Genomic DNA, 22,781 nt, shown 5'->3' with positions numbered 1-22,781 from the left:
AGACTTCGCTGCCGTCTTGCTAGAAGGTGATCTTGCCGTCGTCCAGATCCTGCTGGGTGAAGGTACTGTACAGGCCCAGCGCCACGCCGGCCTTGTACATGGTGCCGTTCAGGGAATCCGCAGGGTCCGAGCCGACCTTGAAGCCGGTTACGGTATAGACGATCTGCGAAGGGTCCACGCCGTCGGCGGAATAGCTCAGCATCGTCGTCCCGGATATAGTGACCGGGCTGCCGCCCTCTGTGAGGTTGCCGAACACGACATCATTGGGATCTGTGCCGGCATGGGTCACGACTGTATTCACGCCGGGCGTGGCGGGCCCGCTGCCCGGGCCGCCGCCGTCATAGCCCGGCACGAGGTTCACCGTGAAATCGAAGGTGGTGAGCGCGGCGGAGGCGCCGCCGGCGCCATAGACCCCGCCGGCGCGCGTATACAGGTTGCCGTTGGCGTCCCAGTGCACGGCGACCGCATTGTCGATGATCTGGAACTTGAAACCATCGACCAGGCTGTCGCCTTCGGGCGGCGCACCCGTCTGGTCGAAAGCGACGCGGCCGTCCTTGAGGTCGGCCAGGGTGAAGCTGTCGTTGGCGGCCAGCACGCGCGTGACGTTGCCGCTGGCGTCGAGCAGTACGATCTGGCCGTAGCTGGGCAACTGGCTGACGACAAAAGAGACCGCGACGTCGGAAGAATCGACGTCGGCGGCCGACAGCATGCCGGTATCGAGCACCACACGGTAATCGTCGCCGCCGCCCGGCGTGCCGTCCGGGCCGTTCTTGGCGACAGTGGCTTCGCGGGTGCCGCCGGCGTAGGTGGGATCGTCGTCGACCGCAAGGATGGCGATCTTGATGTCGGTGGATGCGCTGGAAGCCGGATCCGTACCGCCGCTGTCCGTGTCGGTCACGACGATTTTGAACGAATCGCTGGCACCTGTGGAATCAGTGTCGCCGGGATCCTTGCCGTTGTGGTTGTAAGTGAGCAGGCCCAGATCCGCATACAGAATGACCTGGCCGACAGTCACTGCATTGCCGTTGTAGAGCAGCGTGCCTTGCGTGGGCAGCGACTCGATGGTCACCGAGGCGATGGCATCGCCGGGATCGCCCCCGGTGTCGAAAGTGATGCCGCTGTTGGCCAGCACTTGGAAACCGCTCTGGCCTTCGTAGACCTGCGCTGTGCCGCTGACCGACGGGGCCTGGTTGACCGGGGTGATATCGAGCGTGACGGTGGCATGCGCCGACTGGCTTTGAGGCGTGGCGCCGTCGTTCGCCGTAACGGTGAAGCTGTCGCTGGCGTCCTGGCTGGCGCCGGTCTCGGTATGCACGTAGCGCACATTGCCGGCGATCACGTCGGCCTGGGTGAAGACGGAACCCACGCCCAGCCGCACGTCGGCACCGCCCGTGTGCAGCACCAGATACCCATAGCTGGCATCGGTGTCGATGCGGTAGACGATCTGCGAGGGATTCTGGGTGCCGAAGCTGACCTCCGGGTCGGAGGGATTCAGCGCCGCGGTGGTCAGGACCGTGACGTTCTTCAGGCTGCCGTCGCCGGCATTGGTTTCGTCGACGTTCTGGTGGCCGTCGGCCAGGGTAGTCGGATCGTTGGAAGGCGTGACCGTGATGTCGATGGACTTCTGGCTGGACAAGGGCACGGTTTCCTGGTCGGTGACCTTGACCGTCAGGGTGGTTTTGGCGGCCGTATTGCCCAGTTCCGTATCGGCTGCAGTGAAGCTCAATTGATTCACCCAGGCCTGGGCGGCGGCGGCGCTGCCGGTGAATTCCAGGCCGCCGGATACCGCCGTGCTGTGGCCGCTGGCGTCCACGAGCGAGCCGGCCGAGGTATTGGACAGGATCACGTCGACCGTGACGGTGCCGGTACCCTGGCCGCTGTCGGCGATAGTCCAGCCGGAAAGCCCCAGCGTGGAAGCGCCGTCGGCGTTCAACGAGCTGGGCTCGGCGACGCTGGCATCCTTCATGGTGCCCGTAACCGAAGGCGCGTCCAGCAGCCCCGTATAAGCGGCATCGTGCAGGACGGCGACATCGATCTGCCCGGTGCTGTATTCCAGCGTCCAGTCGCCGCCGCGCGCGGCGGCGCCGGTGGCGTCGGTGGACGCCGCCACGTCGGCGCCGGTGGCCCGCGCCAGCGCCTGCACGAACTGAGCCCCCGCGGCGCCCTCGCCGATGTCGCAGCCGTACAGCAGGATGTCGCCGTCGGTGGTCAAATGCTCGCCTATGGTGGCGAGCTGCGTGGAATAGCCTTGCAGGGATGTGAGATCGATGCTGCGTCCGCCGATCTGCAGGGTGCCGTCGGCGCCGTGAGACACAATGTGTATCGCATCGACCTTGCCCTCGTGGCTCATGGTCTGGGCGATCTGGTCTATGGGGTCGCGCGCCGGGTCGAGCAATATGACCTGCACGTTGGGCTTCGCCTGGGCCACGATGTTCTGCCAGCCCGATACGGTAGTGTCGACGAACAGCAATTCGTTGGTACGCGCCTGCTCGTGCGGCTGGGCATCGCGGCCCGGCTCGGAAATCGCCCGGGCCTGCGCATGGTCCGCCTGGCCCTCGTGCTGGCCCTGAGAACCGTGCTGCGGATGTGCCGCAACCTTGTCGGCGACTACCGCCGCGGCCCCGTCGTACAGGGTGCGAGGCTCCAGCGCCAGCAAGGTGCTGCGGGGCGCAAACGCCTGGGTCGGACGGCGATCGGGATTCGAGCGGGCACGAGGAAAGCGTATGAGCGTCATCTGTGAGTTTTGCCTGAGTAATGATCAGTACGAGGCCGCCCACGGCCTGCCCATGGCGAGCCGATAAGTGCCTGTGATCAGGGAAAATTGCGAGCCGGCAGTTACGTAATTGCCATGTAACTTATGTAACTTATAGTTTTGAATGTAGCATTCGTACACCTTGCCGTAGTTTGCCAAAGCGTAGAATTATTTTGATTCAGCGACAAAACGTGTAAAAAATTAGTCAAGAAACGTCAATATGCACAAATTGCGGCTGGCGCTGAATTTGCATTTATCACAGAATTGAAACATTGAAAAATATGCCGTAATAAAAATAGCGACGAATGTTACACCGCGATAGATGGCCTTCAAATGTTTCTTCATATATATAGATAAAGGGCTATCCGCCGCCTTGTCGCCGGCCGTACGCCCGTCATCACTAAACAAGAAGCGAAGATGACCGCCCATTACCCGCCCACCGTCATGCAAGTCCCGGCTGATTCACAAAAGTGCAGTCAGCCGTCGCGTGGCGCGCGCCGGCTGGCTGCCTGCCTGTCGATCTGCCTTTACATTTTTATGCTGCATGGCATTCCGGCATGGGGACAGGTGGCGGCAATAGGCCCGGATGCTCACTGGCCCCTGCCCGTCTGGCGCGACGCCAGCCTGCTGCGAGACGACTCGGGCGAGCTGACCCTGCAGCAGGTCGCCGGGCTGCCGGCCCGGGCCGAGCCGGGCGATGCCGAATCGGGGTTTCATCCCATCGGCACGGAAAAGCTGCATTCCCCCGACATGCATACCGCCTGGTGGCTGCAGTTGTCGCTGGCCAATCGCCAAAACCAGACGCAGCGCCTGCGCCTGGTGCTCAGCCCATATAACTTCCGGCAGATCGACATCTACCTGCAAAAGCCGCAAGGCGCCTGGCAGCATTTGCATGGCGGGCTGGCCTCCCCCTTGCGGCACACCGCCCTGCGCTCGCGCCTGCCGTCTGCCGCACTCGTGCTCGCGCCCGGGGAAAGCATACGCATACTGACCCGCGTCGTCACGACCCAGCCGCATCTCATCAAGCCGATGCTGTATACCAACGACGGCTATATCACGCATGAGGTCCACATGCGAGGCTGGGACAGCCTGCTGTTCGGCGGCCTGCTGGCCCTGGGCTGGAGCGCGCTGATGATCGCCCTGTTCTCGCGCAGTCCTGCTTTCCTGCTGCTGGCCATAGAAGCCGTGCTGGTGGCCGGCTACGAAGCGGTGCGGCGCGGCTATGGCCACTTGTATCTATGGCCGGACAGCACGCAATGGAGCTATCGCAGCCTGTATGTGCTCGGCAGCCTGTCCCTGGCCGTATTCCTGCTGTTCGTGCTGGAAGTGGCGCGCCAGGAAAAAGTGCGCCTGCCGGGACGCCGCTGGCTCATTGCCTTTACCGTATTCGAGCTGGGCATGGCCGTAATGGGGTGGGTAGGCAATACAATATGGTGCGGCAGATTGCCTTATTTGCAACGCCTCTATTCGCGGCGGGCATGGTGCTGCTCGTGGTGGCCCTGGCGCGCCGGCGCATCCCGGCGCGCAGGCTGATACTGCTGATCGCCGCCTACGCGGCCGCGCACCTGACGCTCAGCGCCTTCGAGCCCTGGGGCTTGCTGCCCGATTTCGTATACCGGGGCAGCCTGGGGGGCATAGCCGTGAACCCCGTCGCCATGCTGCTGGGCTTTTACCTGAGCCTGGCGCTGCTTGCTGCCTGGATCACGCTCATGGGCAAGCAGCGCAATGCCGCCAACGAAGCCCTGGCGCAGTGGCAGGCCCGGGAAAACCAGCGCCTCAGCGAAGAAGTGGAAATCCAGACGCAGGCACTGAACAAGGCCCTGGAATACGCCCAGGACAAGAACCGGCAGAAGACCGAAATCCTCAGCTATATCGGCCACGACCTGCGCGCGCCTCTCGCCACCGTCGTCGGCTACGCCAGGCTGCTGGCCCGCAGCCCGGCCACGGAACAGCAAACCTATCTGCGCGCCATAGAACGCAATGTCGATTACCAGCTCGACCTGATCGACGAATTGCTGAACTACGCCAGGGCGGAACTCAAGCCCCTGCACCTGGTCAGCGAGCCCGTCGAATTGGCCGGCCTGCTGGAAGACGTAGTCAGGCAGGGCCGCACGCTCAGCCAATACCAGCACAATCGTTTCCAGGCCGAGATCCAGGACATGCTGCCGTACACGGTGCTGCTCGATGCGCGCCGTCTGCGGCAAGTGCTGCTGAACCTGCTGTCCAACGCCGCCAAGTTCACCCGCAACGGCAGCGTCACGCTGCGCGTCAGCGCGGCCAGGGCCGGCTCGGCCGCCTCATCCTGGGTGCTTGGCTTCGAGGTCAGCGACACCGGCATAGGGATAGATCCGGGCAAGCAGGCATCGATCTTCAAGGCTTTCGAACAAGGGCAGCCGCGCACCGAGGGCGTGGGCCTGGGCCTGTTCATCGCACGCAGCATCATACGTACGATGGGCGGCGACCTGCACATGCAAAGCGCGCCCGACCAGGGCAGCACATTCCGCTTCGAAGTAAGGCTGACGGCCGCCGACGACCGCATCCTGTACTGGGCGCCGCCGGACTTGACGGCGCAATCGCCGACCCCCGCCTCGCCCGCCGTGCCTTGCGACGCCCCGCCGCCTCACGACCGCCTGGAACTGGCCATGCTGGCGCGCGACGGCCAGATCACCGACATCGAGCACTGGCTGGCTCGCATGTCGACGGACTACCCGCAATACACCGAGTTCTTCGCCGAGATACGCGAGGCGCTGCAGGCGCTGGACCTGGAACGCATCGAAAGCCTGGCGCTGGCTCAGCCCGGCACCGCCGAAACGGCCGCCTCCTCCACACCCGAAACACCTGCGGCCGGAATCCAGCAGCAGGCGTAGCCCTGGGCTTCCAGTTCCCGTTGCAGGCGGTGCGCCGCCTCGCGGCGGCTGCGGAACACACATACCAGACGTGCACCCGACTCGACCCGCGCCAGGGCCAGCCCCAGGACCGGTTGCGTTGCGGGTGCGTACAGATCGTCCACGGCCTCACGGTCGGCATCGCGCCGCGCCATGGCCAGCAAGGACGCGTCGGGCAAGGGCTCGTGGATGATCAGGTCGGCCGAAGACAGTGCACGCAAGCCCTTCAGGGTCAGCAGTTCCGGATCGCCTTCGCCTGCATCCAGGAAGCAGACGGTACCCTGGCCGCGGGGCCGCGGCTCTTGCAGCGCCCGGTCGAGGCAGCTTCGCGCGGGTTCCAGCCCCTGCCCTTGCGCGATCGCTGCAACCGGGCCGTCGCACATCCATTCATAGAAGCGGCGCCGTTGCGCCACATCGGGATAGCGGGCACGTATGCGCGGCCGGTAGCGCTGCGCCAATTCCGCCAGCAAAGACAAAGACGGATCGAGCAGGCTTTCCAGCCTCTCGCGCAGGCGGCGCGCCAGCACGGGGGCCGTGCCGCCTGAAGAGATCGCCAGCGTCAGCGGCGCGCGGTCGACGATGGCCGGCACGTGGAAGCTGGACAGCTCGGCGTCGTCCACCACATTGACCCAGAGGCCGCGGCCGCCTGCATCGCGCGCCACCTGCGCATTCACGGCGCGTTCGTCGGTAGCCGCAATGACCAGGCATTTGCCGTCCAGCCACCCGGCACTATAGGCGCCCGGCAGGTGCAGCAGCGCGCCGCATCCCGCCAGTTCCTGCAACTGCCCGCAAAGCTGCGGGGCGCCGACGTGCACGCGCGCGCCCGCCTCCAGCAATAGCGCGGCTTTGCGCCAGGCTACGGGCCCGCCGCCGACTACGAGCGCGTCGCGCCCGCGCACATCGCAGAACATGGGAAACAAGCGCATCTGTGGCTCCTGGTGTTGTCGGGCATGCCGCGGCGGAGTTGCCGATGCGCCGCGACGAAACATATATATCCGCAAGACTTGCGGATGTGGAGTTGCGGCACGCATGGCCCAGGCCGGCGCCCACATCTCTCTATTCGACTCAAGCAAAGTCCGTGCCGGCTCGCATGCGGGAGGCCAGTGCCATGCCGGCATCGCCGTCCAGGCACCCTAACGGTGCATGGCAAGAGGCCCGCGCACCGCCGCTGTGCATGCCACCGGGCCCCAGCAGCGCCATAGCGGCAGAGCGAAAGCTGGCACATGTTTTGCTTATGCCTAATCACAGGCGTATGCCGCGCGGCGCGAAACGCGCATCGGCGGGCACGCCCCATGAACACCGGAGCATTCAGATGAAGAAACGGAAACTCGTCGTAGTGGGCAACGGCATGGCGGGCACCAGGACACTGGAAGAACTGCTGGAGCTGGCACCCGATCTCTACGACATCACGGTATTCGGCGCGGAACCCTACCCGAACTACAACCGCATCCTGCTCTCGCCGGTACTGACCGGCGAACAGACGGTGCAGGACATCATCCTCAATGACCTGGATTGGTACCGGGAGCACGGCATCGACCTGCGGCTCGAGTCGCGCATCGTCGACATCCGCCGCCAGCGCAAGGAAGTGGTGGCCGAGGACGGAAGCGCGTTGCGCTACGACCGGCTGCTGCTGGCGACGGGCTCGAATCCGGTGATCCTGCCGGTGCCCGGGCACGACCTGCGCGGCGTGGTGACGTTTCGCGACATACGCGACGTGAATCTGATGATAGAGGCCGCGGGCACGCTGCGTCGCGCCATCGTCATAGGCGGCGGGCTGCTGGGCCTGGAAGCGGCCAACGGCCTGGCTTCGCGCGGCATGGAGGTGGCGGTGGTGCACCTGGGCGCCAGCCTGCTGGACCGGCAACTGGACACGCAAGCCGCCGGGCTGCTGCGCGCGAGCCTGGAACAGCGCGGCCTGGAATTCCTGATGGAACGCCAGACCGAAGCCATCCTGGGCACGGAAGACGGCCGGGTGCGCGGCATCCGCTTTGCCGACGGAGAAGAAAAACCCGCCGACCTGATCGTGATGGCGGTGGGCATACGCCCCAACACCGAGCTGGCCGAACGCGCCGGCATACACACCAATCGCGGCATCGTGGTCAACGATACCTTGCAGACCTACGACCCCAGCATCTATGCCGTGGGCGAATGCGTGAGCCACCGCGGCACGGCCTATGGCCTGGTGGCGCCGCTGTTCGAACAAGCCAAGGTCGCGGCCAATCACCTGGCTTTCTTCGGCATTTCGCGCTATCCCGGCAGCGTCACCTCGACCAAGCTCAAGGTGACCGGCATCGACGTGTTCTCGGCAGGCGACTTCGTGGGCGGCGGCGACACCGAGGCAATCACACTGGCCGACCCGATGGGCGGTGTCTACAAGAAACTCGTGATCCGCGACGACAAGCTGGTGGGCGCCTGCCTGTATGGCGACACGGTGGACGGCGGCTGGTACTTCCGCCTGATCAAGGAGGCGCGCTCGATCGACGAGATGCGCGACCACCTGATGTATGGCGAAGGCTCGGCCGGCGACACCGGCCATGCCGGGCAGAACAGTGTCGTGGGCATGCCCGACTCCACCGAGGTCTGCGGCTGCAACGGTGTGTGCAAAGGCACTATCGTCAAGGCGATACGCGAAAAAGGCCTGTTCACGGTCGACGAGATCAAGAAGCACACCAAGGCGGCCAGTTCCTGCGGCTCGTGCACCGGGCTGGTCGAACAGATACTGATCAATTGCGTGGGCGGCGCGGCCAACATCAAGCCGCGCACGGAAAAGCCGCTCTGCGGCTGCACCGATTTCACCCATGGCGAAGTACGCAAGGCCATCCGCGACCACCATCTGGCTTCGATCTCGCAGGCCATGGAATTCCTGGAATGGCGCAACAGCGACGGCTGCGCTACTTGCCGGCCCGCATTGAATTACTACGTAACCTGCACCTGGCCCGGCGAGGCCCGCGACGACGCGCAATCGCGCCTGGCCAACGAGCGCATGCACGCCAATATCCAGAAAGACGGCACCTACTCGGTGGTGCCGCGCATGTGGGGGGGCGTCACCACGCCGGCCGAATTGCGCCGCATTGCCGACGTGGCGGAGAAATACGAGGTGCCCATGGTCAAGGTCACCGGCGGCCAGCGCATCGACTTGCTGGGCGTGCGCAAGCAGGATCTGCCCGCCGTCTGGAAAGACCTGGACATGCCCTCGGGCCATGCCTACGGCAAAGGCTTGCGCACCGTCAAGACCTGCGTAGGCAGCGAGTTCTGCCGCTTCGGCACGCAGGATTCGACGGCCATGGGCATAGCGCTGGAAAAAGACCTGGTGGGCATGAGCGGCCCGCACAAGATCAAGCTCGCGGTCTCGGGCTGTCCGCGCAACTGCGCCGAATCCGGCATCAAGGACGTGGGCGTGATCGCGGTGGATTCGGGCTGGGAAATCTACGTGGGCGGCAACGGCGGCATCAAGACCGAGGTGGCGCAGTTCTTCGCCAAGGTCGCTAGCCCCGCGGAAGTGCTGGAATACGCCGGCGCCTTCTTGCAGCTCTATCGCGAGGAAGCCTTCTACCTGGAGCGCACCTGCCATTACCTGGGTCGCGTCGGGCTGGACCACGCCAAGACCCGCGTGGTCGATGACGCCGCCAATCGCGCAGCCCTGTACGAACGGCTCAAGTTCGCACTGTCCTTCGAGCGCGACCCCTGGTCCGCGCGCGTGCAAGAGCCCGCGGCACGCCGCGAATTCGAACCCCTGAGCGCATGAGGCCGACACGGATATGAACACGATGAATACGAGTACGACAAACAGCGGCGCGGCGACGGGCGCCGGCCGGGCCGGCGCAAGCCCAATGGATGCGAGCCCGATGCATATCAATCCGGCAAATGCCGGCGCCGTGGACGCCAAGCACGCCGATCGCGCCTGGACCCCGGTCTGCGCCGTCGAGGACATTCCGCGCGCCGGATCGCGCGTCGTCAAGCGCGGCGGCGCCGACGACATCGCGGTGTTCCGCGCCTGGGACGACCAGGTGTTCGCCCTGCTGGACCGCTGCCCGCACAAGGGCGGTCCGCTATCGGCCGGATTGGTGCACGGCCACGCCGTCACCTGCCCCTTGCACGGCTGGACCATAGACCTGGCCGACGGCCAGGCCCAGGCGCCCGACCAGGGCTGCTCGCACCGTATCGCGGTCCAAGTCGAGGACGGCACCGTCTACCTGGATCTCCCGGATCAGGGGCGGGGCCTGGCGCAGAGCCCCGAGCCATGTGCAACGCCGCAGGCCGCGGGCAGCGCCTGACGGACATGCCGGGCCGCGACGCCGAGCCGGCATATCGTCTCGGGCTCGCGGTCCTGTTTCCCCGCCCCACATAACGCCAGGAACACGCAATGAAGCACGTCTCCAGCCCCTCGCTTGCGCCGCCGGTACGCACCGTGGCATCCGTCTGCTGCTATTGCGGCACGGGCTGCGGCGTGCAGGTGCGCACCCAGGGCGAACGTGTCATCGAGGTCGCCGGCGACGAAAGCCATCCTTCCAGCCACGGCCGGCTCTGCACCAAGGGCATGAACCTGGCGGCCACGGTGCGGCGCGACGCCAGCCGCGTCCTGACAGCGCAACTGCGGCGCAACCGCGAGGAAGAACGCCGCCCCATCGCCTTGCACAGCGCGCTCTCCGCGGCCGCGCGGCGCCTGGCGCAAACCCTGCGGCAGCATGGCCCGCAGGCCATCGGCCTGTATCTTTCGGGGCAGTTGCTGACCGAGGACTACGCGGTCTTCAACAAGCTGGCGCGGGCATTGATCGGCACCAACAACATCGACACCAACTCACGGCTGTGCATGTCCAGCGCGGTGTCGGGCTATGTGCGCACGCTCGGCGCCGACGCGCCGCCGGCCTGCTACGAAGACCTGGATCACGCGAAGATGGTGTTCATCGCGGGCTCGAACATGGCCTATGCCCATCCGGTGCTGTTCCGGCGCCTGGAGGCCGCCAAGGCGCGCGACCCGTCCATGAAAATCGTGGTGGTCGATCCGCGCCGCACCGATACCTGCGAGATCGCCGACCTGCACCTGCAGATCTCGGCCGGCACCGACGTGGCGCTGATGCACGCCATGCTCAATGTGCTGATCTGGGAAGACCTGGTCGACCGCGACTACATCGCCCGGCATACCGAGGGCTTCGAGGCGTTGAAGCGGCGCGTGCACGAATACACGCCGCGCGCGGCCCAGGAAATATGCGGTGTGCCGGCCGAAGACATCGTGCGCTGCGCGCGCTGGTTCGGCTCCCACGGGCCGGCCCTGTCGCTCTATACCATGGGGCTGAACCAGTCCAGCAGCGGCACGGCGAAGAATGCCGCGCTCATCCACCTGCATCTGGCCACGGGCCAGATCGGCAAGCCCGGCGCCGGCCCCTTCTCGCTGACCGGCCAGCCCAACGCCATGGGCGGGCGCGAGGCGGGCGGCATGGCCACCCTGCTGCCCGGCCATCGCGATCCCGGCGACGCCGCGCACCGCGCGCAGGTCGCGGCCGCCTGGGGCGTGGACAGCCTGCCCGACACGCCCGGACTGACCGCCGTCGAGATGTTCGACGCGGTGCTGGAGGGCAAGGTGAAAGTGCTGTGGATAGCCGGTACCAATCCGGCGCAGTCCCTGCCCAACCAGGCCAAGGTGCGCGCGGCTTTGCGGCGGGCCGAGTTCGTGATCGTGCAGGAAGCCTATGCGAATACCGAGACGCTGGAATATGCGGATCTGGTGCTGCCGGCGGCCACCTGGCCGGAAAAAGACGGCACCATGACCAATTCGGAACGCCGCGTCAGCCGTGTGCGCACGGCGCTGCGCCCGCCGGGCGACGCCCGGCCCGACTGGCAACTGGCCTGTGCGGTGGCGCGCCGTCTCGCCGCCGAGATTGCGCCGGCCAAGGCGCCGCTGTTCCGCTACCGGAGCGCGGCCGAGATCTTCGCCGAGCACGCGCGCCTGACCGCGGGCCGCGACCTGGACTACAGCGCGCTCAGCCATGCCTTGCTGGACTCCGAAGGCCCGCAGCAATGGCCTTTCGCGCCGCAAGGCGCAGCGTGCCCGCGCCTGTATGCCGACGGCGTGTTCCCCACGTCCGACGGACGCGCGCGCTTCATGGACGTCGCCTACACGCCGGTGGCCGAGCGCCCGACCGCCCGCCGTCCCTTGCGGCTGACGACCGGACGCCTGCGCGACCAATGGCACACCATGAGCCGCAGCGGCCTGGTGCCGCAGCTTGCGCGCCACGTCGAAGAACCCTGCATCCACCTGCATCCGCAGGACATGGAAAGGCTCAAGATCGCCGGCGAACAACTGGTGGAGGTGCAGTCCGAACGCGGCGCGCTGGTCGCGCCCGCCCAGCCCGACCCGGCTCTCAAGCCGGGACACGTCTACATGCCCATGCACTGGGGCAGCGGCTACATGGCGGGCGACGGCGTCAATGCGCTGGGCAACGATGCCGTCGACCCGCTGTCGCACCAGCCCGAGCTCAAGCACAGCGCGGTAAGCGTGCGGCCGCTGGACTATGCGTGGCAGGCCTCGGCCTGGATGCGCGGCGCCATACCGGAGCTGCGTCCGCGGCTGGCGTCGTGGCTGCGCGCTTTCCCCTACGCCGTATTGGTGCCCAGCACCATCGGCGGCGAAGGCGTGCGGCTACGCCTGGCTGCGCCCGAAGCGCCGCAGGCCGCCGTCCTGGAACGTCTGGCGGCCGACCTGGAACTGGAGCGGCCCGACATGGCCTTCGACGATCCGGCCCGCGGCGTGCTGCGGCGCCTGCGGCGCGGCGACGGCCAGTTGCAGGCTTTCCTGCTGGCCGGCGACCTGCGCGCACAAACGGCGCTGCTCGCTTGGGCCGAGGACGGCAAAGCGCCCGAAGACCCTGGCCGCGCATTGATGGGACGCATGCGCGCCGCGGCCCGCGCCCGCATCGTCTGTGCCTGCCACGGCGTGGGCGAGGACGCGATCGCACAGGCAATACAGGCCGGCCAGACGCTGGAAGATCTGCAGTCGGGACTGAAATGCGGAACGGCTTGCGGCTCGTGCGTGCCGCAGCTCAAGCGCATGTTGCGCGAACACGGCATGGGGGAAATCGCGGCATGAAAACTTATCTCGATACTATTGCCGGCTCCGGCTCTGGTTCCGGCTCCGGCTCCGGCGCCGCGGGCCGCGTCTGGCTGGTGGGTGCAGGCCCCGGCGATGCCGAGCTGCTGACGCTCAAGGCCTTGCGCGTGCTGCGGGAATGCGACGTATGGCTGGTCGACGACCTGGTGGGCCGCGACGTACTGGATTTCGCGCGCCCCGGCACGCGGATCATCGAGGTCGGCAAGCGCGGCGGCTGCGTGTCCACGCCGCAGGAATTCATCCTGCGCCTGATGGAGCGCCATGCGCGCCAGGGCCGCACGGTGGCCCGCGTCAAGGGCGGGGACCCCTTCGTCTTCGGCCGCGCCGGCGAGGAAATCGCCTGGCTGGCCGAGCGCGGCATCGAGGCCCGCTGCGTCAGCGGCATTACCGCGGGCCTGGCCGTGGCCGGTGCGCTGGGCCTGCCGCTGACCCACCGCGGCGTGGCGCGCGGCGTCACGCTGGTGACGGCCCATACCGTCGACGGCGCCCGGCCCGACTGGCAGGCGCTGGCGCGCAGCGGGCTGAGCATCGTGTGCTACATGGGCATGAGCCAGCCGCGGGCGCTGGTGCGGGAATGGCTGGCGGCGGGTTTTGCCCCCACGCTGCCCGTGGCCGTGGTGCAGCACGTATCCTGCGACACGCAGCGGCACGCCTGCACCACGCTGGAACACCTGGCCGAAACCATCGAGACCGAGGACCTGGCCAGCCCCGCCATCATCGTACTGGGCGAGGCCGTACGCCATGCCCAGTGCTGGGCGCAGGGCCTGGCCGAGGAACCGGCCGCCCGGGCGGCGGAGATTAGGGCCTGTTCACACTAAAAGGGGTGCCGCATGGTCACAAAACAACCTGTCCATCAAGGCGCGAAGCGCAGCCGTGGTGGTTCCACGGCGAGCATGAGCAACGCCGAGGGGCGGGTTGTTTTGTGGCCACCCTGCCCGCCAGTGTGGCACCCCTTTTAGTGTGAACAGGCCCTAGTCGCTAGAATCGTCGGCGTCGTGCTGCTCGCCCAGGATGCGGCGCAGGCATTCGGCGGAAAAGCCGCGCGAGGCCAGGAAGCGGAATTGCCGCGCGTATTCGCGCGCGTCTTGCGGCGGGCTGTCGAACTTCTTGCGCCAGACCTGGCGGGCACGTTCGAGTTCGGTGTCTTGAAGCTGCGTGCGCATGGCGTCGAGGCTGGCGCCGGACACCCCCTGGCGGCGCAGTTCCTGGACGATGCGCGCCGTGCCCTGGCGCGGCGCCTTGCGGTGCACCAGGGCCTGGGCGTAGCGTTCGTCGGACAGCCAGCGCTCGCGCTCGAGTTCGTCGAGCACGAGGTCGAGTTCGGCAGCGTCGGCCACCTTGGGCAAGAGCTTGCGCCGCAGTTCGGCGCGCGAGTATTCGCGCCTGGAAAGATAAGCCACGGCTCGCGCCTTCAGGCTGCGCCCGCTGAGCGCGGGAGGGGCGTCGGCGGCATCGTCCGCGAGTTGTCCGAACGGCTCGGACGCCCCCGCAGACCGGCGTGCCTGGCGCAGCCCCGACGAGCCAGGCACCTGCCCCGCCCCTTGCGGCGCAAACGGCCCCGGTGCCTCGAAGGGATCGTCGTCGGGCGCGCGCGGCATGGGGCGGGGCTTTCCGGAGCCTTGCAGGGCTTTGCGGGCGAGGCTATTCGCCGGCCTGGGCCTCGGCTTCGGGCTGCTGGGCGCTTGCGGCGCGGGCCACTACGCCCAGTTGCTCGCGCACGCGGTTTTCGATCTCGAAGGCCATTTCGGGATGCTCTTTGAGGTATTCGCGCACGTTGTCCTTGCCCTGGCCGATGCGGTTGCCGGAATAGCTGAACCAGGCGCCGGCCTTGTCGACGATATTGGCCTGCACGCCCAGGTCGATGATTTCGCCTTCGCGCGAAATGCCGCTGCCGTACATGATGTCGAATTCGGCCTGCTTGAAGGGAGGCGCCACCTTGTTCTTGACCACCTTGACGCGGGTTTCGTTGCCCACGACTTCGTCGCCCTTCTTGATGGAGCCGATGCGGCGGATGTCGAGCCGCACGGAGGAATAGAACTTGAGCGCGTTGCCGCCGGTGGTGGTTTCGGGGTTGCCGAACATGACGCCGATCTTCATGCGGATCTGGTTGATGAAGATGACCATGCAGTTGGTGCGCTTGATGGTGGCGGTGAGCTTGCGCAGCGCCTGGCTCATGAGCCGCGCCTGCAGGCCGGGCAGCGAGTCGCCCATGTCGCCTTCGATTTCGGCCTTGGGCACCAGGGCTGCCACCGAGTCGATGACGATGAGGTCGACCGAGCCGGAACGCACCAGGGCGTCGGTGATTTCGAGGGCCTGTTCGCCGGTGTCGGGCTGGGAGATGAGCAGGTCGGCGAGATTGACGCCCAGCTTGGAGGCGTACTGCACGTCGAGCGCGTGCTCGGCGTCGACGAAGGCGCAGGTGCCGCCGATTTTCTGCATTTCGGCAATGACCTGCAGCGTGAGCGTGGTCTTGCCCGAGGATTCCGGGCCGTAGATTTCGATGACGCGGCCACGTGGCAGGCCGCCGACCCCCAGGGCGATGTCGAGCCCGAGCGAACCGGTGGATACGACCTGGATGTCGTGCTCGACCTCGTTGTCGCCATAGCGCATGACCGAGCCCTTGCCGAACTGCTTTTCGATCTGCGATAAGGCGGCGGCAAGCGCCTTGGCGCGTTCGGCGGCGGCGGCTTTGCTGGTTTTGTCGTCCATGTGGGGAATCCTAGTCTTGGAAAGCTTGAAAAAGTGGCGGGAGCGGCCCTTGGGAACCCCCCGAGCCCGCCCCGGAATTATTGCATCCGGAGTATCCGGCAATGATTATCACACCAAATTATACTGTACAAACAAACAGTATATGCAAATTCGGCCGCCATCTATCGTTATCCCTTATTGGTCGGGTCCGTCCCTGCTGTCAGAATGGGCCATCACAAAGGGAGACGAGGGGCCGAAAGGCAGCGACATGCGCATTCTAATCGCGGAGGACGACAGTATTCTTGCCGATGGACTTTCCCGTTCGCTGCGCGGCGACGGCTATGTGGTAGACGTGGTGCACGACGGCTCCGCCGCCGATTCCGCCCTGCAACTGCAGTCCTTCGACCTGCTCATCCTCGATCTCGGCTTGCCGCTCATGCCCGGCCTGGGGGTGCTGCGCCTGCTGCGCCAGCGCAACAGCCAGATACCGGTGCTGATCCTCACCGCTGCCGACGCCGTCGAACAGCGCGTCCAGGGCCTGGACCTCGGCGCCGACGACTACATGGCCAAGCCCTTCGCCCTGAGCGAACTCGAGGCCCGGGTGCGCGCCCTGACCCGCCGCAGCGCCGGCGCCAGCACCACGGTATTGCAGCACAAGCAGCTTACTTTCGACCTCAACGGCCGCATCGCCTGCATCCACGGCCAGCCCCTCGAACTGTCCGCGCGCGAGACCACCCTGCTCGAAATCTTCCTGTCGCGCTGCGGCCGCATGATCAGCAAGAACCAGTTCGTCGACCTGCTGTGCGAATGGGGCGAAGAAGTCACCACCAACGCCATCGAAGTCTATATCCATCGCCTGCGCAAGAAACTCGAGCCCAGCGGGGCGCGCATCGTCACCGTGCGCGGGCTGGGCTACTGCCTCGAACCCGAGACGCGGGGCAATACGCTGGCCGCATAGGGCCCGCCTTGTTTCCCTTCCGTTCCGCACGCCGCCGGAAAAAAGCCAACCGGACCCTGCTCAGCAAGATCCTGGTGTGGATGTTCGGGCCGCTGTTCCTGCTCTGGACCATCGGCATCGTCATCACTTATTTCATCGCCCAGAACATCGCCAACGCGCCCTATGACCGTACCCTGGCCGACCACCTGCGCCTGCTCAAGCACGAGGTCGAACAGCAGCACATCGCGCAAGGGCTGGAACTTTCGCCCTCGGCCCACACCATCCTGACCGGCGACCACGAGCACCCCACATACTGGAGCATCCAGGATGCCAACGGCACCTGGCTGGCCGGCAGCCGCGATATTCCGCTGCCGCCGGACTGGCCCTACGATACCGACCACGTCCATTTCCGCAACGCCCACGCCGACGGGCGCAGTGTGCGCATCGCCTACCTGTGGGGAGGCAAGGATCTTTCCGGCCAGGCCTTTCTGACCGTGGTCAGCGAGACCAACGAACTGCGCGCCACGCTGCAGCAGGAAATCCTCACCGGCATGCTCACGCCGCAATTGATCGTGCTGCCGCTGGCGGCGCTGCTGGCCGGGCTGGGCATGACGCATGGCCTGGAGCCGCTGTCCCTGATGCAGGAACGCTTGCGCGAACGCATGCCCAACGATCTCTCGCCCATCAGCGACGAACTGGCGCCGGCCGAGATCATGCCGCTGGTGGCCGCCATGAACGACCTGCTGGCGCGCCTGGCGGCCAGCACCGAAACACAGCGGCGTTTCGTCGCCAACGCCGCGCACCAGCTCAAGACGCCGCTGGCAGGTATTCGCACGCAGGCCGAGCTGGCGCTGCGCGCGCCCGACACCGACAGCCTGGACGCCAGCCTGCGCCAACTGATCAGGGGCTCCGAACGCGCGACGCGCCTGGTCAATCAGTTGCTGGCGCTGGCGCGCGCCGAACAGCCCGAACGGGCCGGCGCCGACAGCGTCGAACTGAACGAACTGGCGCGCCGGCAGACGCTGGAATGGGTGCCGGCGGCCATGCGCAAGGGGCTGGACCTGGGTTTCGACCCCGCCCCCGACGATGTCTCGGTGCATGGCGACGCCCTGATGCTGGCCGAACTGCTGGGCAACCTGATCGACAATGCCCTCTTGTACACGCCGGCGCCCGGCCAGGTCAGCGTGCGCGTGGGCAGCGATGCCGGCGCACCCTACATCGAGGTAGAGGACTCGGGCCCCGGCATCGCCGGCGAAAACCGCGAACGCGTCTTCGACCGCTTCTTCCGCGTGCTGGGCAGCGATGCCGACGGCAGCGGCCTGGGCCTGTCCATCGTCAAGGAAATCGCCGAGCAGCACGGCGCGCGCATCGAGTTCCTGGCGCCGCAGCGCCCCGCCGCCCTGCCCGGCACGCGGCTGCGCGTGACATTCCCCGGAAACGAGGACGACGACCCATACCGAGACGACGCGGCGGGCCTGGAGGCATGAGGCCGGCGCCAGCTGTACGTCAGCCAGCGCCGGCCTTTGCCTCGAAGCCAGTGCAAGCCCGGCGCCGCCGCGTCAGCGTGGCGTCAGCAATATTGCCTAACTTTCGGGCTGCAGCGGGCCGCATGCGCATGGCGCAAACGCCCGGCACGACGCACCCAGCACAGGAAACCCATCGGATCACGCCACCATGAACCGGGCCGGCCTCGCCTATTCCAAGCCAGCTAGCAGCGACGCACGCAGCGCCGCGCACCGGCCCATGACGCCGGGCGAGCGCCGCGTGGTCTTTGCGTCTTCCCTGGGCACGGTGTTCGAGTGGTACGACTTTTTCCTGTACGGCTCGCAGGCCGCCATCATCGCCTCCCATTTCTTTTCGGGCGTCAACCCCACCGCCGGCTTCGTCTTCGCGCTGCTGGCCTTCGCGGCGGGCTTTGCGGTGCGGCCCTTCGGCGCCCTGCTGTTCGGCCGCCTGGGCGACATGGTGGGCCGCAAATACACTTTCCTGGTCACCATCCTGATCATGGGCATGTCCACCTTCATGGTCGGGGTGCTGCCCTCTTACAGCTCGATCGGCATCGCCGCCCCCATCATCCTGATCGCGCTGCGCATGCTGCAGGGCCTGGCCCTGGGCGGCGAATACGGCGGCGCGGCCACCTACGTGGCCGAACATTCCCCGCCGCACCGCCGCGGCTTCTACACGAGCTGGATCCAGACCACGGCCACCATGGGCCTGTTCCTGTCGCTGCTGCTGGTGCTGGGCATACGCAGCGTGCTGGGCGACGAGACCTACCTGGACTGGGGCTGGCGCGCGCCCTTCCTGATTTCTTCGGTGCTGCTGGGTATCTCGGTGTGGATCCGCATGCGCCTGAACGAATCGCCCGCCTTCAAGAAAATGCAGGCGGCCGGCCGCGGCTCCAAGGCGCCGATACGCGATTCCTTTGCGCGCTGGAACAACCTGAAGATCGTGCTGCTGGCCCTGTTCGGCCTGACCATGGGCGAGGCCGTGGTGTGGTACACGGGCCAGTTCTACGCCCTGTTCTTCCTGACCAAGATCCTGGGGGTCGAGGCCAACACGGCCAACATCATGATCGCCCTGGCCCTGCTGCTGGGCACGCCCTGCTTCGTGATCTTCGGCTCGCTGTCGGACCGCATCGGCCGCAAGCCCATCATCATGGCCGGCTGCCTGATCGCGGCGCTGGCCTATTTTCCCGTGTTCAAGGGCTTGACGCACTTCGCCAACCCGGCGCTGGAGAAAGCCCACCGGGAATCGCCCGTCACCATCATCGCCGACCCCGCCGCCTGCTCCTTCCAGTTCAACCCGGTAGGCATACTGTCCTTCAACAGTTCCTGCGACATCCTGAAGTCCTTCATGGCCGGCCACTCGGTCAACTACACCAACCAGGCGGCGCCCGCCGGCTCGGTGGCGCGGGCGCGCATCGGCAAGGACGTCTTCACGTCCTTCGAGGGCAAGGGCCTGAGCCGGGCCGAATTCGCGCAGCGCATGTCGGACCTGCAAAAGACCATGACGGCGGCCATCCGCGACCACGGCTATCCGGCCAAGGCCGACCCGACGCAGATGAACTACATCATGATCGTGCTGCTGCTGACGCTGCTGGTGGTGCTGGTGACCATGGTGTATGGGCCGATCGCGGCGACGCTGGTGGAAATGTTCCCCACGCGCATCCGCTATACCTCGATGAGCCTGCCCTACCACATAGGCAACGGCTGGTTCGGCGGCTTCGTGCCGCCGGCGGCCTTCGCCATCGCCGCGGCCACCGGCAATATCTACGACGGGCTGTGGTACCCCGTGCTGATCGCGCTGCTGGCGGTGGTGGTGGGCACCCTGTTCGTACGGGAAACGCGCGGCACCGATATCAACGCCTGACGTGCGGCGCGCACAAAGAGATCACAAAGGGATAATCCGCAAGGCCTCGTTTCGGGTTCCGCGGCCTTGTTTCGCGTTCTTGTGCTTCAGGCTCTCGTGGCTTTACCGTGCGGGCTTCGGGGCCCGCGGCCATAAGTCTCGGCCTTGTGTTCCCGCCGCGCGCAAGCCGCTGCAGGCGGCTGCCCGATATATGCAATAAATGTGCATATAAGTGTCTGGCGCCAAAGGTTTTCGGTTCAGGCGAACGTCAGAGTACATGTCTAGAATCCTAGACATAGAAAGAGCTTGCGAATCCAAACTATAGAACTACTGATCCCCCTGTTTCTTTAGTTGCGCGAGCTGTTTTCTATCACTGATGTTGCGTTCCCCGCGAGCCTTTTTATGGCGCAACATTGTGTGCTCCCGTATCGGCCCGGTGCCTCACGGCAATCCGGGCCGTTTTTTTCGTAAAACTTCCATACAAAAATCAGGGCAGCCATGCGGGGCATCCCCGGCCGCACGACACGCGCCTGGGCCGCAGGCCCGAATCCCGAGCCAAATGGCACTACAATCGGCGCTCCCTTTTCAGCAAGGTCAGCAGCCGCGGCGCTCAGCCGCCGCGACGGCGACCGCAAGCGCAAGGCGCCGCATGCGGCGCTCGCCGCCCTTCAGATATACGAGTCATGTGGTTTAAAAATCTCAAAGTATTCCGTCTGTCCCCCTCCTGGTCCTGCACAGCCGAAGCGCTCGAAGCCGCGCTCGAAACGCAGGCCTTCCAACCCGGCAACGCCCAGGAAATGCAAAGCCTGGGCTGGATCGCACCGCGCGAGAACTCGGGCCTGGTGTATGCCGCCAACGGCCAGTACCTGCTCAGCCTGCGCGCCGAGAAGAAGCTGCTGCCGTCCACGGTGGTCAACCAGGTGGCGCGCGCCCGCGCCCAGGAAATCGAAGAGCAGCAAGGCTACAAGCCGGGCCGCCGGCAAATGAAGGAAATCAAGGAACAGGTCGTGGACGAGCTGACTCCGCGCGCCTTCAGCATCTACCGCGACACGCGGGTCTGGATCGACACGCAGAATCGTTGGCTGGTGGTGGATGCGGCGGCCGCGGCCAAGTGCGACGAGGTCATGGGCATGCTGGCCAAGGCCCTGGATCCCTTCCCCGTGGCGCTGCTGCACGTCGAGCAATCGCCGGCCTCGGCCATGACCGAGTGGCTGATCGGCGACGAGGCACCGGCCGGGTTCAGCATAGACCAGGACACGGAACTGCGCTCCACCAGCGAGAACCGCGCCGCGGTGCGCTATGTGCGCCAGAGCATGGACATCGACGAAGTGCAGAAGCATGTGCGCGCGGGCAAGCAGTGCACGCGCCTGGCGCTGACCTGGGCCGACCGGGTTTCCTTCGTGCTGACCGACGGCCTGGACATCAAGCGCATCACTCCGCTGGACGTGCTGCGCGAAAACCAGGAAAGCGCCGGCCGCAACGAAGACGAGCAGTTCGATTCCGACATGGCGCTGATGACCGGAGAGCTCGCGCGCATGCTCGACGCCCTGGTAGAGGCGCTGGGAGGCGAGAAAAAGGCCGTTTGAAGCCCCGAGCGCGCCGCACTTCAGCCGAGGCGCGCTGCGCTTTATCTTCCGTGCCCGCGAAGTTTGCGGGGCCGGTCCGGGACTATGCGCGCGGGCTGCACCGTCCCGAGGCCGCAAGCCCGCACGCGGCGACGCGGGCTGCGCAAGGCAGCCGCGCCCTGCCCTTTAAAAGCGTACGGGCCCCTAGTCCAGGCCGTGGAAGGGGCTGTCGTCGGGGCCGACGTGCGAGGGCGGCGCCCAGGTCACATCGCGCAGCGAATGCTGCACCAGGCCTTCGACCCCCAGCAGCACGGCAAAGATCGCCATGCGCACCGGTATGCCGTTGTCGGTCTGGCGGAAGATCGCCAGGCGCGGATCGTGGTTCAAGTCCACACTCAGGTCGTTGGCGCCCTCGCGGCTGTCGCGCGGCAGCGGATGCATGACGATCACGTCGGGGCCGCAGCACTTGTCGATGATGGCCTTGTTGACCTGGAAATCCGGCGTATAGCCTTCCAGCTCTTCGGCAGCGAAACGTTCTTTCTGCACTCGCGTCGCGTAGATCACGTCGACGCCGGGCAGGCCCTGTTCCAGCGAATTGGTCTGCTCGATGACGTGGCCGTGCCGGCCGGCCTGCTGCAGGATGTACTCGGGCATCTCCAGGCCGCGCGGCGAGATCAGCGTGAACTTCAGCCCGCGATACAGCGCCAGCAGCTTGATGAGCGAATGCACTGTGCGGCCGTACTTCAGGTCGCCCACCATTGCGATGTGCGCGCCGTCCAGCAGCTTGCCCAGACGCGAGAACTCCGTCAGGATGGTGTAGAGGTCGAGCAGCGCCTGGCTGGGGTGCTCGCCCGGGCCGTCGCCGCCGTTGACCACCGGAATATTGGTGGCGTGCGCAAACTCGGCCACCGAACCCTTCTCGGGATGGCGGATCACCATGGCATCTACATAGCCGCTCATCACGCGGCTGGTGTCGTAGATGGACTCGCCCTTGGCCATCGAAGAAAAGGTAAAGCCGGTGGTGTCGCAGACCGAGCCGCCCAGGCGGCAGAAGGCCGCGCCGAAACTGACCCGGGTACGGGTGCTGGCCTCGAAGAACAGATTGCCCAGCACAGCGCCTTCCAGCACCCGCGAAACCTTGTGGCGCCGCGCTATGGGCTGCATCTGGTCGGCGACACGGAATAGCTCTTCCACGGACTCGCGGGAAAACTGGTCCACGGACAAGAGCTGATGCTTGCCTTCGTAGGCAATTCTGTCGCGCAACGGGCCGGATTGTGCGCTTTGCGCATATTTTTGCAGCAGCGTGTCGTTTTCGACGATTTCCGTCACGAAGCGCGTCACCACTTCGGGCATGGCGCGGAATTCCTGCGAACCTTCCGGTAGCAGCCAGGTATCCAGGGCACGGCGCTTGACGCCGATGCGGGCGGCAAAAATATCACGGGTAAGGTTCAGGCGGCGCATGGCGTCGCGTAAAAAGACCTGTTGCGAGACAGACATGGAT

15 protein-coding genes are annotated in these 22,781 nt (G+C 66.1%); 10 read left to right on the top strand and 5 right to left on the bottom strand.

What is annotated here, in order from left to right; all coding sequences use genetic code 11:
- Positions 1-19: 19 nt before the first annotated feature.
- Positions 20-2,734, bottom strand: coding sequence for a DUF4347 domain-containing protein (locus tag KVP10_RS19470; RefSeq protein ID WP_217966406.1), 2,715 nt, complete (start codon positions 2,732-2,734; stop codon positions 20-22).
- Between the two features lie 585 nt (positions 2,735-3,319).
- On the opposite strand from KVP10_RS19470, the gene KVP10_RS19465 reads away from it, so the two are divergent.
- Positions 3,320-4,285, top strand: a complete 966-nt coding sequence (locus KVP10_RS19465) for a 7TM-DISM domain-containing protein (protein ID WP_217966405.1) — start codon at positions 3,320-3,322, stop codon at positions 4,283-4,285.
- Positions 4,231-5,619 carry a sensor histidine kinase gene (locus KVP10_RS19460; RefSeq protein WP_217966404.1) on the top strand — a complete coding sequence of 463 codons (1,389 nt, stop codon included), beginning with the start codon at positions 4,231-4,233 and terminating at the stop codon, positions 5,617-5,619. Before KVP10_RS19465 ends, KVP10_RS19460 begins: the two co-directional genes overlap by 55 nt.
- Here KVP10_RS19460 and KVP10_RS19455 read toward each other — a convergent pair.
- On the bottom strand, positions 5,544-6,563 hold the full coding sequence (locus KVP10_RS19455) for an NAD(P)-dependent oxidoreductase (RefSeq protein ID WP_217966403.1): 1,020 nt from the start codon (positions 6,561-6,563) through the stop codon (positions 5,544-5,546). The genes KVP10_RS19460 and KVP10_RS19455 overlap by 76 nt on opposite strands.
- Positions 6,564-6,949: 386 nt before the next feature.
- On the opposite strand from KVP10_RS19455, the gene nirB reads away from it, so the two are divergent.
- The 4 genes from nirB (at position 6,950) to cobA (ending at position 13,560) form a co-directional block, all read left to right on the top strand.
- Positions 6,950-9,382, top strand: a complete 2,433-nt coding sequence (gene nirB / locus KVP10_RS19450; RefSeq protein ID WP_217966402.1) for a nitrite reductase large subunit NirB — start codon at positions 6,950-6,952, stop codon at positions 9,380-9,382.
- A gap of 100 nt (positions 9,383-9,482) precedes the next feature.
- Entirely contained in the window at positions 9,483-9,911 is a 429-nt protein-coding gene (gene nirD, locus KVP10_RS19445) for a nitrite reductase small subunit NirD (protein ID WP_217966401.1), read from the top strand.
- 89 nt (positions 9,912-10,000) lie between these two features.
- Positions 10,001-12,721, top strand: a complete 2,721-nt coding sequence (locus KVP10_RS19440; protein WP_217966400.1) for a nitrate reductase — start codon at positions 10,001-10,003, stop codon at positions 12,719-12,721.
- Positions 12,718-13,560: a uroporphyrinogen-III C-methyltransferase gene (gene cobA / locus KVP10_RS19435; protein WP_217966399.1), complete on the top strand. Its 843-nt coding sequence runs from the start codon at positions 12,718-12,720 to the stop codon at positions 13,558-13,560. The genes KVP10_RS19440 and cobA overlap by 4 nt, the downstream gene beginning before the upstream one ends.
- A 153-nt stretch (positions 13,561-13,713) precedes the next feature.
- Here cobA and recX read toward each other — a convergent pair whose 3' ends face one another.
- Together recX and recA are read right to left on the bottom strand one after the other, a co-directional pair.
- Positions 13,714-14,340: a recombination regulator RecX gene (gene recX / locus KVP10_RS19430; protein WP_217966398.1), complete on the bottom strand. Its 627-nt coding sequence runs from the start codon at positions 14,338-14,340 to the stop codon at positions 13,714-13,716.
- 43 nt (positions 14,341-14,383) lie between these two features.
- Positions 14,384-15,451, bottom strand: coding sequence for a recombinase RecA (gene recA, locus KVP10_RS19425; protein WP_217966397.1), 1,068 nt, complete (start codon positions 15,449-15,451; stop codon positions 14,384-14,386).
- Between the two features lie 247 nt (positions 15,452-15,698).
- Here recA and KVP10_RS19420 point away from each other — a divergent pair, with 247 nt between their 5' ends.
- From KVP10_RS19420 to KVP10_RS19405, 4 genes are all read left to right on the top strand, one after another.
- Positions 15,699-16,388 carry a response regulator gene (locus KVP10_RS19420; protein ID WP_217966396.1) on the top strand — a complete coding sequence of 230 codons (690 nt, stop codon included), beginning with the start codon at positions 15,699-15,701 and terminating at the stop codon, positions 16,386-16,388.
- 8 nt (positions 16,389-16,396) lie between these two features.
- Positions 16,397-17,854, top strand: coding sequence for a sensor histidine kinase (locus KVP10_RS19415; protein WP_246600855.1), 1,458 nt, complete (start codon positions 16,397-16,399; stop codon positions 17,852-17,854).
- Positions 17,855-18,110: 256 nt separating this feature from the next.
- Positions 18,111-19,736, top strand: a complete 1,626-nt coding sequence (locus KVP10_RS19410; protein WP_217966415.1) for an MFS transporter — start codon at positions 18,111-18,113, stop codon at positions 19,734-19,736.
- Positions 19,737-20,398: 662 nt separating this feature from the next.
- Positions 20,399-21,301: a recombination-associated protein RdgC gene (locus KVP10_RS19405; RefSeq protein ID WP_217966395.1), complete on the top strand. Its 903-nt coding sequence runs from the start codon at positions 20,399-20,401 to the stop codon at positions 21,299-21,301.
- Positions 21,302-21,484: 183 nt separating this feature from the next.
- Here the strand turns inward: KVP10_RS19405 and KVP10_RS19400 are convergent, their stop codons facing one another.
- Positions 21,485-22,777 (bottom strand): aspartate carbamoyltransferase, encoded by a 1,293-nt coding sequence (locus KVP10_RS19400; RefSeq protein ID WP_217966394.1) that lies wholly within the window; start codon positions 22,775-22,777, stop codon positions 21,485-21,487.
- Between the last annotated feature and the right edge of the window lie 4 nt (positions 22,778-22,781).

Source organism: Candidimonas humi (assembly GCF_019166065.1).
Taxonomy (GTDB): domain Bacteria; phylum Pseudomonadota; class Gammaproteobacteria; order Burkholderiales; family Burkholderiaceae_B; genus Candidimonas; species Candidimonas humi.
The sequence above is the reverse complement of the archived record's forward strand: the minus strand, read 5'-3'. Positions and strand labels throughout refer to the sequence as shown.

Excerpts from the sequence above, each read along its gene's own strand:
- KVP10_RS19470 (WP_217966406.1), bottom strand. The coding sequence starts at position 2,734 with ATGACGCTCATACGCTTTCCTCGTGCCCGCTCGAATCCCGATCGCCGT.
- KVP10_RS19460 (WP_217966404.1), top strand. The coding sequence starts at position 4,231 with ATGGTGCTGCTCGTGGTGGCCCTGGCGCGCCGGCGCATCCCGGCGCGC.
- KVP10_RS19455 (WP_217966403.1), bottom strand. The coding sequence starts at position 6,563 with ATGCGCTTGTTTCCCATGTTCTGCGATGTGCGCGGGCGCGACGCGCTC.
- nirB (WP_217966402.1), top strand. The coding sequence starts at position 6,950 with ATGAAGAAACGGAAACTCGTCGTAGTGGGCAACGGCATGGCGGGCACC.
- nirD (WP_217966401.1), top strand. The coding sequence starts at position 9,483 with ATGCATATCAATCCGGCAAATGCCGGCGCCGTGGACGCCAAGCACGCC.
- KVP10_RS19440 (WP_217966400.1), top strand. The coding sequence starts at position 10,001 with ATGAAGCACGTCTCCAGCCCCTCGCTTGCGCCGCCGGTACGCACCGTG.
- cobA (WP_217966399.1), top strand. The coding sequence starts at position 12,718 with ATGAAAACTTATCTCGATACTATTGCCGGCTCCGGCTCTGGTTCCGGC.
- recX (WP_217966398.1), bottom strand. The coding sequence starts at position 14,340 with ATGCCGCGCGCGCCCGACGACGATCCCTTCGAGGCACCGGGGCCGTTT.
- recA (WP_217966397.1), bottom strand. The coding sequence starts at position 15,451 with ATGGACGACAAAACCAGCAAAGCCGCCGCCGCCGAACGCGCCAAGGCG.
- KVP10_RS19420 (WP_217966396.1), top strand. The coding sequence starts at position 15,699 with ATGCGCATTCTAATCGCGGAGGACGACAGTATTCTTGCCGATGGACTT.
- KVP10_RS19410 (WP_217966415.1), top strand. The coding sequence starts at position 18,111 with ATGACGCCGGGCGAGCGCCGCGTGGTCTTTGCGTCTTCCCTGGGCACG.
- KVP10_RS19405 (WP_217966395.1), top strand. The coding sequence starts at position 20,399 with ATGTGGTTTAAAAATCTCAAAGTATTCCGTCTGTCCCCCTCCTGGTCC.
- KVP10_RS19400 (WP_217966394.1), bottom strand. The coding sequence starts at position 22,777 with ATGTCTGTCTCGCAACAGGTCTTTTTACGCGACGCCATGCGCCGCCTG.